Raw genomic sequence first — 12,656 nt, forward strand, 5'->3', positions numbered from 1 at the left:
GGCCGGGTTCGCGGGGCCGTGCTTCCGTGGCCGGGACCGTACATCGGCTAGGATCGAAGACTAACAAGGGGAGTTGCAGACCAGGGGTCCACCGGCTTTACCGGACGGCCTGCGGTCACTGATGAAGTGATCAGCTCGGCAGCACCCGGACAGCCTAGGAGGAGCCCGTGTCCCACCCGATCGATGTCGGATCAGTACTAGGTGGCCGTTACAAGGTCACTGCCACTGTACTGACCTCACATGACCAGGATCTGGTGCTGGACGGCGTGGACCAGGTACTCAACCGTGCCGTGAGCATCCTGGTGGCCGGCCCCGGCAATGCCGAGCAGGTGGCACAGAGTGCCCGGGAAGTCGCCACGGGGGAGCGCCCCGGCACCGTGCAGATCCTCGATCTGGGTGTCAGCGACGACACGACCTACCTCATCACCAACCACACCTCGGCCGCCGACCTGCTGGACCTGGTGGTCTCGTCCAACCCGCCCTACATCGAGCCGTTCTTCACGGACACGCTGGGCAGCGAAATCTTCGGTCAGCCTCGCTCCCACGAGCCCGAAACCTATGACGGCCTCTACGACGAAGAAGAAGTCGACGCGGGGTACATCAACTACGGGCAGAAGCAGCAGCCAGCCGCTCCGGCACAAAAGGCCAAGCCGGTGGTGCCGCCGGTTTCCCCCGCCCGCCCGCCTTTGCGTCCGGCCACCTCGCCCGCAGCCGGCGCTGGGGCTGCTGCTGGCGCAGCCGGCGCCGCGGGGCTTGCCGCAGGCGCCGCGGCGGCATCTGCCAAGGAGAAGTCCCCCGAAACCGCCCCCCAGGAGGCCGCGCCTCACGTAACGGCACCCCAGCCGGTTCAGGGTAGCTCCCCGGCATCCAGTGCACGTGACTCCACGCCGCCGGCTCCTGCCGAAACACCCAAAGTTTCGCTGTGGTCAGACGACGACTACGACCGCCCCGCCCCCGACAGCGGGCGTACTTCCCAGCAGGATAAGGCACCGGCGTTGGCCGCCGCGGCCGGAGGTGCCTCCGCCGATCGCGCCCCCGGGTTCTTCCCGGGCTCCGCCCGGAACAGCGACTCCGCGGGAGACGACGAGTACCACGGCACGGACGAAGAACCTCAGCGCGAGCCACGCTCCATGCGGTGGCTGGTTGGCGGACTGCTGGCCGCGGTTCTCGTAGTCGGTTTGGTTCTTGCGGTCACCAATCTTGGCAGTCTCTTCAAGTCCACTCCGGAGACCGTCGCAGGGGAACCGACGTCCACCAGTGCGCCCGGTACGACCGCGTCGGCCGCGCCCTCCGGCACTGCCAGCCCCGCGCCGGCCGCCGGTCCGCCCGTCATTGAGGACGTCACGCGGCTGGGCAACTTCGATTTTGCCGGTACCTATGACGGTGACCTGGTCAAGACCTTCGACGGCAATGCCGCCAGCTACTGGTCGGACATGGAATTCGCCACGGACAACTGGGGTGGCCTGGCCGCCGAGGTTCCGCTCGTCGTCAAGCTTGAGAGCCCTGCTAAGGTCTCCTCGGTGACGCTGAGCCAGTTGGGGGCCTCCGGCGGCAGCATCAGCGTGTACACCAACGGCCGTCCGTCCCTCGAGGGTGCCAAACAGGTTGGCAGCAACAGCTTCACTTCCCCGGATCTGACGATGCCCCTGCAGGAGCCCACCACCGCGCATTATGTCATCGTCTCCATCAAGAACCTGCCCAAGTTGGCCGCACCGAAGACCCGCTACGGGTTTGGCCTTCGCCTGGCCGAGATCAAGGTCCAGTAGCGGTCCGTAACCAAGGCAGGAGCGGGCGGACCTCGGTGCCCAGACGGTACCCCGAGGCTTGGTGTCCTCCCGTGATGCCCAGTCCCGCCGGAATATTCAGCACCAAGTGGCAGTTGTGCCATGTGGCCGGCCATCCAGGCGGGCGCATCGACAAAGGAAGAGGTTCACCGTTCAGTGAGCAACGCAGAAAACACCGCGTCCGACGTACGTGATGTCATCATCGTAGGCTCCGGCCCCGCGGGCTACACCGCCGCGGTGTACACGGCGCGCGCCAACCTGAAGCCGCTGCTCCTGGCCGGATCAGTCACCGCCGGCGGCGAGCTGATGAACACGACGGACGTCGAGAACTACCCGGGTTTCCCGGATGGCATCATGGGTCCGGACCTGATGGAAAACTTCGAGAAGCAGGCTGCCCGATTCGGCACTGAAATCCAGTTTGAGGACGTCACCGACCTGGATCTCGACGGCGACATCAAGACCGTGACCATCGGATCCGGGGAGACTTTCCGGGCCCGCTCCATCATTCTGTCAACTGGTTCGGCCTACCGTGAGCTCGGCCTGCCGAACGAAAAGCGACTCTCCGGTCACGGTGTCAGCTGGTGCGCAACCTGCGATGGTTTCTTCTTCAAGAACCAGGACATTGCAGTGATTGGCGGTGGTGACTCCGCCATGGAAGAGGCGCTGTTCCTCACCAAGTTCGCGAAGTCAGTCACCGTGGTCCACCGCCGCGACACCCTGCGAGCCTCCAAAATCATGGCCGACCGTGCTCTGGCCCACGAGAAAATCAACTTTGTCTGGAACACCGGCGTCGAGGATGTTCTCGGCCAGGACAAGGTCACCGGGCTTCGATTGAAGAACCTCGTGGACGGCACCGAGACAGAGCTCGCCGTTACAGGCGTTTTTGTGGCAATTGGCAATGATCCCCGCACCGACCTCGTCAAGGGGAAGCTGGACCTGACCGCTGAGGGCACCATCGCCGTCGAAGGCCGCACGTCGAAGACCAGCATCAAGGGCGTCTTTGCCGCCGGAGACGTCATCGACCCGACCTACCGCCAGGCCATCACGGCCTCGGGATCCGGCTGCGTAGCCGCTCTCGACGTCGAGCATTACCTCGCCGACTTCCACGCCTAATCGGCACGCACCAACCAACCGAAGAGAGACAGGGATATGAGCAACGCAAAAGACGTAACGGACGCTAGTTTCAGCACCGATGTACTGGCTTCTTCCAAGCCGGTCATCGTGGACTTCTGGGCCGAGTGGTGCGGGCCGTGCCGCAAGCTCGGGCCCATCCTCGACGAGATCTCCGTGGAGTACAGCGAAAAGGTTGACGTCGTCAAGGTAAACGTAGACGACAACCCGGCGATCGCAGCGCAGTACGGCATCACGTCCATTCCCGCCGTCTATCTGTTCCAGGACGGGGAAGTGAAGGGTACCGTCATCGGCGCCCGCCCCAAGCAGTTCTTCGAGAAGGAATTCGCGGACGTTCTGTCCTAGTTCCGGCGTAGTCCGCGCTCCGCGCAGACCACACGTCCGAGTGGCCCCGCTTCCGTTCCCGGAAGTGGGGCTACTTTTGTGTACAGCGGAGCCTGGCTGGCCGTGCCGCACACCAATCTCAAGGCGATGGTCCCAAGGCGAAGCGCCGGGTTGGCAATCAAGCAATTAAAATAAGTTGAATAAAGCCCCCTGATTTTACAGTTCGGGTGTATTCGTATCGTACGGTGCAGGGACCTCCGCGGTAGGAGATTCCTGCGGCAAGATACCCATCGGCCGCCATGCACCGACCAACAGGCCAGGTTTCACGTGAAACAGGTGCGGTGCCGCATAGTCGATAAGACTGCAAGCCCTGTCTGCCCGAATCGGTGGAACAGGCTTGGACCGTGCATTTACCACCTGGGACCACGGGAAGCTTCTTCGGCAAAAGGGGACTGGCTCCGGCAAGTCAAATGGAATTACACCGCAATATTCATCATCGGCATGTTCAATCCACAAGCCGGGTCAATCCACCAGAGGACCGGGCCTGGGCGGGTCTCACCATGTTACGTGGCCGCCGGGGACATGCCCGGGTAGGAAAGGCAGTAACCGCCACTTCCGCCGCAGGTACGGCCGGTTTTCGATTCCGGGAGCCGCTCGCGACGTCGGACAGGCAGCTTCGGCGAAACGGAGGCGGTGTCCGTCTGAGCACCTGCCGGCGCTGCTCCGCGACTAATGGCCTGCCCGGGATTCTTCCCGCCGCGGATCACTGTCGCACTGCAGAACGCGCGGTGTTCGAACAAAGGATACACAGCAGAGCAGTGGGTTTGCAGCCGGCGGTTATGTTTCACGTGAAACAATCACCACCCCACCTGTGGAAATGCCGTGACTTAGAGACCGGAAACCACGCAATGCCCCCTCTCGGCCCGAAAATCGGCACCGGTGACTTACACAATCCTGTTTCACGTGAAACATTATTCCCGCGGCAGACTCTCGCCCATACACCCATATCCCGCGATCAGCTCCGACAACCGACTGGCAGGAACGTCCCAGCGGTCTTGTTTCACGTGAAACATAGCCGAGCCCACCAACGCCGCACATCGTCATCGTGGACGCTTCGCCCGTCCGGCACGGTGGGTGTGAGTGCGGACGTGCAGACTAGTGAGTGAGGGGGACACGCAGATTTGATATTCCACTCTCACCTAAGATGCGCTGAGCCTGAGCTGCAGGAAATAGCGGAGGCTTACAGGAAGGGCGGCTTTTGTTTCACGTTCGACGATTGGTTCGAACAAACGCTCAATCCGAGTCGCCGGCTGCAGGGGACGGGACTGCGGCTACATCCTGTGCACTGCGCGCTGGACGTCCTTCCGGGCCGCAGCAGCAATACGATCGCCCATCCCCAGGGGTGTTTCACCTGGAACACGGTTCAGGGATTGCACACCCGCACGTGTTTCACGTGAAACATGCTGTGTTCTTCGGCTAGGCGCACCGTCCGTGCGCGTAGGTGGCTCCAAACGGGGGATCAGGAATTCATGGCGTCCCACCGGATCCTAGGTAACCACGCACCCGGAGACCGGCGTGGGGTGGCATCCACGGCCACCACACCGCCACCGGATCGCAACGGTTCGGCAATGGGGCTGCGGCGGCGTGAACCCTGGGCAACGTTGGCCTGGTTTCGCTCAGCGCCGGATGACGCTCTGGTGACACCGGAGCCGCAGCCACCGGAGCCAATTGCCCACGATTCAACTACACCTTGCCAGCAAGCTGTCTCCCGAAACCGCGAACATCGTGCAGGGGCAGGGCGAGCAGCTCAACATGGGAGAGTCCGACGCACTCAGCTGAGTCATTTTCCTCGGGACGGGCACGAAACATGCCTACCCAGGGCGACGGCTAACCTCGCGATCCTATTGAGATGCAACGCGGCAGAGACAAACGTACTTCCAAACCTTCCATCGATGGTCAACGCGGCAAGCCCGTGAGGGTGCCAAGCCGGAATCCAGCGCCCTACCCACAGGGGTGTGCCCGCGACAGCTGCAGCCCTCTTCCCTCCATCAGTGGGAAACGCGTGGTGTGTATTCCCGTCGGGGGCTCTGAGCGGTCGCATCTGCGCTCCCCGAGACGCCCATGATTCCGTCAGCGGAACTCGGTGCTTGCATATGCACGAATTGGACAGGCGCCCTGTCCGGCCTGGCACAGCCATATGTCCGTCCGCGAAGGCGTATCCCAGCAACCAGGCTTCGCGCCGCGTTGGGGAAATTGATAGGTATCGGCAAGCCAGGCAAGAGACGGATCGACGACAGTTCCCTCCCATGGCCCGGATCAGTTGTGTGAAGTCGACCACTGGCCCCCGGCGTCACCTTGGAGATGGGGCGCCTGGTGTTCGCCGTCACCGCGTCCTCAGGTCATTGGAACGCATACCCACAGGTTTCTCCACAGATGTTATACACATAGTTATCCACAGCCCACCGGGCTTTTTGTCACAGGGTTTTACGGCGGCGCTCCGAGACGGTGGGCGAAGCTGGGCGGCTCCCCTTCCAGATGCACGTTCCGATACGAACCGGGAAGCGGGCAACGCGTCCCCTGCATCATTGATCTGCCACTAAGCAGTCCGGCAAATGCCGCACAAAACCGTGAAAAATTAACCAACGACGGGGGATTTAGGAAGCACAGTCAGGCGTGAATCAGATCACGGTTCCGTCGGTGCAATTGTTTCACGTGAAACGGGGCAGTCCCCGGTTCCCGAACCAGCCGACTGCTCGTCCACGCGGCTGTCCCGACCCCGGTTACGTTCAGCGAACTGTGACTTGCAGGTTCCAGTAATCCACAAAGTTATCCACAGCAATATCCACCGCACTGTCCACTACTGCCCACATACGTTCAAACCGCCACTTCCACACCATGAGGGTCACCCCGGGTCGCCATCCCTGCGATCATCTCCTCAGCCCGAGGAAAGCATCTGAGTAACCGAACCGCAGAACCACACCGCATCCTCGGCCTTCCCGGCACGAACGAGTCCGGCCACTTCTTCTACCACCCCCCGCAGGTCATCACGTCCGAGGAAGTGACCGGTAGCCCAATGGGAGCCGATCACGTCTGGCGGCGAAATCGACCAGGCGGTTCGGAATATTCTCCGCGAGACGAGTGGACGGCCCAGCCGCCCAGTGCATGGCCCTAGATTGGCTCTGGTCGAGAGCGGCCCTCCCCGTTATCACCTCACATCTCCGGTAACCCCGCCCCGCTCTGTCCGTCGCAGAGCGACATCCGTTATCGGGACGGTGACTTCGGTACTGCTTTGAACCATGAAGCTGGAGGGGGACAGGAAAGTCTCTTCAAACACACACGGACACCGGTGACCCCTCACGATTCACCGACCGAGCGTCCGAGGCCCTGGCATCGCCCTGAATTAGGCCGGCCCTGGCACCACCTCTCGACCACACCACATCTCGACGGGCGCAGGGGCCGCCCACGAGCCCAACGATGCCCCCCATAGCATGCCGTCACCGGCTGGGCGTGCCACGGTCGGGCGCAACATCTACAAGCCCGCTGTTCTTGTCTGTGGCATTATCCGCCGGAAGCGGTACTGGTCCGTAGCGAAGGACTATGGTGCTGCCAAGCCGGCCGGTCCCGCCCCTGAGGAACAATGGCGGCTTTCGCACGCCCGATCCCGCGAGACTAATACCAGTTCGCAGGGATCCACCTGGTCCGCAGAGAGTCCCAGCAGAGCCGCCAGCGTCCCTGTCCCGCCTTGGGTGAGTCTTAGCCCTCTCGTGCCGGCAGGAGGCCTGAAAACGTCCCACAGCGGTGCTGGGCAGCCATGGGGGAGTCTCGTCCCCCTCGTGCCGTCCGAAGGCTCATTTGCGCGGCCACATCGGTGCCGACGGCAAATAGTGCGCCGTCAGCGGCTGCTGCGCGACCTGGGCCCAACGCAGGGCGTGGAAACCCCCGGGCCGTCCGGTCCGCCGGGCAGCGTCCGCCCGCGCGTCCGATACTCACCGAAATCACCGTACCCATCCTTGGGATGTTTCACGTGAAACTCCCAAAGCACGCCCAGGCCTACTTAAAAGATGATCCAAACCATCAACGTGTCTCACCCGCCCGCACCAGCGACTGCCTGTGTGCGGAGTGCAAGCGCAGCGCCACGGATCGTCCGGTGTTCCCATCCCATCAGGGGGAACAACTGCCGCCCTCGGTTGTCCGTCGCTATGAACGCGGCGCGGGGGACCGCGGTGCCTGACGTGTGGACGCATCTTGCCCGGGCCCTCGATGTTTCACGTGAAACTTTGGTGCCCTGATTTGATCCCTCACGGCCCATGTCAGGTGCCGGTAAGAGCTGCATGGCGGAACTCTGGCCAGCCGCGAAGCACGCAGATGGCGCTCCGCCGTCATCTCGGAGTGGTTCTATCCGCATCCCGTGGCGGCACGGCGATGGTTAGACGGACCTTCCATTGGATTCCAGGCCCACTGTTCTGGAGTGCGCCCACACAGTTCTACCGGGGGCCTCCGAGCGCGCAATTCTTGGGGTGACTGCAGGATCGGCTTTGTGCCGGACGCCCTGAGATCTCTTCAGGGGTTCCCTCAGCGGCTAAAGCCGGCCCCTTGAGGGGACACACCAGCTTCACAGCGCGAACGACAATGAAAGAGCGCCAACAACAAAGGGACCTGTTTCACGTGAAACAGGTCCCTTTGAGGAGGTTGACTAAGCTACGCGGAAGCTCCGGGTGACAACACATCCATGATTCGGTTGAGGTCCTCCACGCTTGCGAACTCGATACTGACACGTCCCTTGCGTGCACCAAGGGATATCTTGACGTTCGTATCAAGCCGGTCCGAGAGCGAAGAAGCCAGGTAGTCCAGGCGTTCGTGCCTCGCACCCGGACGCGGAATGTTGTTTTTCGGTGCCGCCGACGGATTCTGGTAGAGCGTGACGGCCTCTTCGGTCGCGCGGACGGACATTCCCTCAGCGACGATCTTCTGGGCCAGGCGTTCCATCGCGGCGGCGTCCGGAAGAGCCAGGAGTGCGCGGGCGTGTCCGGCCGAGATGACGCTGGCCGCGACGCGGCGCTGAACCAGCGGCGGAAGCTTCAGCAGCCGGAGTGTATTCGATACCTGGGGGCGCGAACGTCCGATACGGTCGGCGAGTTGTTCATGGGTGGTGCCGAAGTCCTCCAGCAGCTGCTGGTAGGCGGCGGCCTCCTCGAGGGGGTTCAGCTGGCTCCGGTGCAGGTTCTCCAGGAGGGCGTCGCGGAGCAGGTCGTCATCCGTCGTATCTCGGACAATGGCGGGGATGGTTTCAAGGCCCGCGGCCTGTACTGCCCGCCAGCGACGTTCACCCATGACGAGCTCGTAGGGTTCTCCACCTTCTTCAGTTGAAGTGCGGACAACAATTGGCTGGAGGACACCGATCTCACGAACCGAGTGAACCAGCTCCGCCATGTCGTCCTCATCGAAGACAGAGCGCGGCTGCTTGCGGTTGGGGTGAATGTCAGTAACAAGGATTTCCGCGAAACGGACACCGGGTACCTCGACGAGTTCCACACCCTGATCCTCCGCCGACGGAAGTGAAGTTTCGAGGGTCGACTTCTCGGCGGCAGGCGCAGCTGCTGCGGCCGGTACCTCACCCGTGGCGGCAGGTGTCTTCCGCACCGGAGCCTTCTTGGCCTCGGGGGCCGTCCGCGCATCCGCCGCGTCCGAGGGGCCAGCAGCAGCTGGCTCCGGGGTGAGCACCTGCGGCTTGGCAGCGGATTCCTTGGCGGGAGCTACGGATTTCTCCTCCGTAGTCGGTGCCTCGACCTCGGGTGTCCGCTTGCGCGCCTCAGGAAAGAACAGATCCACGGGACGGGAGGGGGCTGAACCGTTGCCGGCAGCCGCAGCGGAACTTGGAATGAGTGCCCCAAGTCCACGGCCGAGGCCGCGTCGCTTATCGCTCATGGATAAATCCCTCCATTGGAAGAGCCGGGCATCACCGGGCTCTAGCTAGTGCAATTCTTGAAAAGATTCTAACGTTCCGCGATTTCGGCTGCGGCTTCCAGATAGGACAGGGCACCGCTGGATGAGGGATCGTAAGTCATCACGGTTTGCTGGTAGCTGGGTGCTTCAGAAATGCGTACCGAGCGGGGGACCACGGCGCCGAGCACCTGCTCTGGGAAGTGTTCGCGTACCTCGGCTGCCACCTGGGCAGCGAGGTTCGTTCGGCCGTCGTACATGGTCAGGAGGATGGTGGAGACAACCAGATCGGCATTCAGGTGCTTCTGGATCATCTCGATGTTCTTCAGCAGCTGGCTCAATCCCTCCAGCGCGTAGTACTCACACTGGATCGGAATGAGAACTTCACTGGCTGCACAGAACGCGTTGACCGTCAGGAGCCCCAGGCTCGGCGGGCAGTCAATGAAGATGTAGTCGAGCCGCTCCTCACCGTTCTTCGCGCGTTCCCTGGCGTACACGTCAATGGCACGCCGGAGGCGCTGCTCACGGGCAACGAGGCTGACCAGTTCGATCTCGGCGCCGGCGAGGTGGATGGTGGCAGGGGCGCAGATCAGCTTGGCAATATCCGGGCAGGGCGCCACCACGTCCTGCAACGGGATGTCGTTGATGAGGACGTCATAAATGCTGTCAACGTCGGCGTGGTGTTCAATTCCGAGGGCAGTCGACGCGTTGCCCTGCGGGTCAATATCTATGACGAGTACGTTCAGGCCTGCAGCAGCCAGGGCGGCGGCGATGTTGACCGTGGTGGTCGTTTTGCCAACTCCGCCCTTCTGGTTGGAAACGGTGAAGATACGGGTCTTCTCCGGCTTCGGAAGTTCGCGGCCCAGGAGACGTTCCCGGCGTTTGTTCTCATGGGCGAGCTCACGGGCGATGGGGCTGGAGTCATCGATGGAGTCCAGCACGTTCCCGGTGGCGGCAACCGATGTTTCACGTGAAACGCGCGGCTTCCCGGTGGTCTTCGCAACCGATGCAGTGCGCTTTACGGAGTAATCATGAGCGACTGCAGGCGCACTGAAGGCCCGTGCGGACCCCAGGGACACAAACGGGGGGATCCGTTGTGTGGAGGCTTCGCTACTGGTCACTGTGACACACTCACTCTCATTCGGCTTTTTCTGCCGGTTACTAGCCTAACCTCTTACCCGCGGAGTCCGAGGGCACCGGGCTGATGCTAGGCAATCTTTTGAGGCTTATTCACAACGATTCGGACAACGGTCGTGGGTTCTTCGAGGAGGTCCTCGCCCACCAGGACAACGGAGGTTTGGGTACCGCCAAGCTTCCGGATCACCTTGGCGGCTTTTTCGATTTCCTCGCCGGCGCTGCGTCCCTTGATCGCCACGACTTCACCCTTGCCCGCCAGCAGCGGGATGGTCAGACCGGCGAGGTTGGAGAGTGCAGACACGGCGCGCGCCGTGACGACGTCGGCTTTCACCATGCCCACGGCAAGCTCCGCCCGGGTGCGCATGATCGTGACGTTGTCGAGACCGAGGTCATCCACGACTTCCTGCAGCCAGATAACACGGCGTTCAAGGGGTTCGATCAGGGTCAGTTCCAGATCCGGCCGGGCGATGGCCAGGCACAGGCCGGGCAGGCCGGCACCGCTCCCGACGTCGGCCACGTGGCTTCCTTCGGCAATCTGGCTCTCGATCACAGCACAGTTCAGGACGTGCCGGCTCCACAGCCTGGGCACCTCTCGGGGACCGATCAGACCCCGCTCCGTCCCGGACGTGGCCAGGTGCTCCACATAGCGCTTGGCCAGGTCCAGCCGGTCCCCAAAGATCTTCTCGGCTGCCTGCAGTTCGGCCGCGGTAATTTCAACCATCAAGCTATCCGGCGGCTTCAGTCTGCGGAGACGACGATGTGGCGGTCAGCGCCTTCGCCCTCGGACTCGCTGATGAGCCCCAGGTCAGCAACGGCGTCGTGCACGATTTTCCGCTCGTAGGCGCTCATCGGCGCCAGAGCCACGCTCTCGCCGGCCTCCTTGACGGACGCGACGGCGTCTTCCGCGATCTTCTGCAGATCCCCGGCACGCTCGGAGCGGTAGCCATTGATGTCCAGCACCAGCCGGGAACGGTTTTCCGTCGAGGACAGCACCGCAAGCCGGGTCAGTTCCTGCAGGGCTTCGAGGACTTCGCCGTCCTTGCCTACGAGGCTCTCCAGGCCGGCTGCTTCTTCCTCAGCGACGATCGAAATGTAGGTGCGGCCATTGCGTACTTCAATGTCGATGTCGCCGTCGATGTCAGCGATGTCCAGCAGTTCCTCGAGGTAGTCCGCTGCGACGTCGCCTTCCTCTTCCAGACGGCTGGCGGAGGTGCCCTTGTCCTCGGAGCCCTCGGTATCTTCGGCGCCTGCGCCTGAGTCAACGTCCTGTTCGGCATCCTGAACTGCGCTCAAGGCCTTGTCCTGCTCGTCAATCGCTTCAGCGGAAATAGCGTGTTCGGTGCTCTCGGCAGACATTACTTCCTCTTCCTGTTCTTACGTTGTGGCTGGACACGCTGGCTCTTGGCCACCAGGGCCGCAGCGGCCGCAGCTTCAGCGGCCTCGGCTTCGGCTTTCTTGGCGCCCGTCAGGGGCAGGGCCGGCAGGCCCTTGGCAGCCCGTCGCTCCGCAAGGGCCTTGGCCGCGGGGGAACCCGGCGTCGGCATGCGGCGGATCACGAAGAACTGCTGCGCCATGGTCCAGAGGTTGGTGGTGGTCCAGTAGATCAGGACACCGATGGGGAAGTTGATACCACCCACGCCGAAGACGATCGGCAGGACGTAGAGCATCATCTTCTGCTGCTTCATGAACGGGCTGGCCATGGCCTCTTCGGACATGTTCTTGGCCATGATCTGCTTCTGCGTAATGAACTGCGAGGCCGTCATGGCCAGGATCATCACGATCGAGAGGATCCACACCGCGACCACGTTGCCGCCCTCGGGCGTGCCATGAAGCAGGGTGGCAGAAAGCGGGGCACCGAAGATACTCGACTCGTCGAACTGCACCACTTGCTCGTGGCTCATCGCACCGATGCCCTTACCGCTGTTCGCCGCCGTCGTAATGCCGGACAGCACGGTGAAGAGGGCAAAGAAGAACGGCATCTGAATCAGCATGGGCAGGCAGGCCGAGAACGGGTTGGTGCCGTGCTTCTTGTACATGGCCATCTGTTCCTGGGCCATGGCCTGGCGGGACAGCTGGTCGGTCTTTCCCTTGTACTTGTCCTGCAGCTTCTTCAGGTCCGGCTGCAGCAGCTGCATGCCGCGCTGGGCTTTGATCTGCTTGACGAATACGGGAATCAGGGCGGCGCGGATCACCAGCACCAGCCCGATGATGGACAGCGTCCACGTCCAGCCGTTGGCGGCGGGCATGCCGATGGCGCTCAGGCCATCGTGGAAGACCACCATGATGGCGGACACAAGCCACTTGAACGGAAACATGATTGTTTCAAAGAAATCCATACGA

8 protein-coding genes are annotated in these 12,656 nt (G+C 62.6%); 3 read left to right on the top strand and 5 right to left on the bottom strand.

The window, feature by feature from the left end:
- The first annotated feature begins 167 nt into the window (after positions 1-167).
- The 3 genes from ABIB29_RS07370 to trxA all read left to right on the top strand — a co-directional run bounded on the left by ABIB29_RS07370 (position 168) and on the right by trxA (position 3,260).
- Positions 168-1,766, top strand: a complete 1,599-nt coding sequence (locus ABIB29_RS07370) for a protein kinase family protein (RefSeq protein WP_354171437.1) — start codon at positions 168-170, stop codon at positions 1,764-1,766.
- A gap of 174 nt (positions 1,767-1,940) precedes the next feature.
- On the top strand, positions 1,941-2,897 hold the full coding sequence (trxB, locus tag ABIB29_RS07375; RefSeq protein WP_354171439.1) for a thioredoxin-disulfide reductase: 957 nt from the start codon (positions 1,941-1,943) through the stop codon (positions 2,895-2,897).
- A gap of 36 nt (positions 2,898-2,933) precedes the next feature.
- Positions 2,934-3,260 carry a thioredoxin gene (trxA, locus tag ABIB29_RS07380; RefSeq protein ID WP_354171441.1) on the top strand — a complete coding sequence of 109 codons (327 nt, stop codon included), beginning with the start codon at positions 2,934-2,936 and terminating at the stop codon, positions 3,258-3,260.
- Positions 3,261-7,937: 4,677 nt separating this feature from the next.
- Here the strand turns inward: trxA and ABIB29_RS07385 are convergent.
- The 5 genes from ABIB29_RS07385 to yidC all read right to left on the bottom strand — a co-directional run bounded on the left by ABIB29_RS07385 (position 7,938) and on the right by yidC (position 12,652).
- Positions 7,938-9,164, bottom strand: coding sequence for a ParB/RepB/Spo0J family partition protein (locus tag ABIB29_RS07385; protein WP_354171443.1), 1,227 nt, complete (start codon positions 9,162-9,164; stop codon positions 7,938-7,940).
- 68 nt (positions 9,165-9,232) lie between these two features.
- Positions 9,233-10,300 (bottom strand): ParA family protein, encoded by a 1,068-nt coding sequence (locus ABIB29_RS07390; protein WP_354171445.1) that lies wholly within the window; start codon positions 10,298-10,300, stop codon positions 9,233-9,235.
- Positions 10,301-10,386: 86 nt separating this feature from the next.
- The gene (rsmG, locus tag ABIB29_RS07395; protein WP_354171447.1) at positions 10,387-11,037 is read right to left on the bottom strand and encodes a 16S rRNA (guanine(527)-N(7))-methyltransferase RsmG; all 651 of its coding nucleotides are present in this window, start codon (positions 11,035-11,037) and stop codon (positions 10,387-10,389) included.
- A gap of 17 nt (positions 11,038-11,054) precedes the next feature.
- Complete coding sequence (locus ABIB29_RS07400) at positions 11,055-11,672, bottom strand: Jag family protein (RefSeq protein ID WP_354171448.1); 618 nt, start codon at positions 11,670-11,672, stop codon at positions 11,055-11,057.
- A complete protein-coding gene (gene yidC, locus ABIB29_RS07405) occupies positions 11,672-12,652 on the bottom strand; it encodes a membrane protein insertase YidC (RefSeq protein ID WP_354171449.1) in 981 nt (326 codons plus the stop codon). Before yidC ends, ABIB29_RS07400 begins: the two co-directional genes overlap by 1 nt.
- Positions 12,653-12,656 lie beyond the last annotated feature (4 nt).

Source organism: Arthrobacter sp. UYEF36 (assembly GCF_040547025.1).
In the GTDB taxonomy this organism is placed as follows: Bacteria; Actinomycetota; Actinomycetes; order Actinomycetales; family Micrococcaceae; genus Arthrobacter.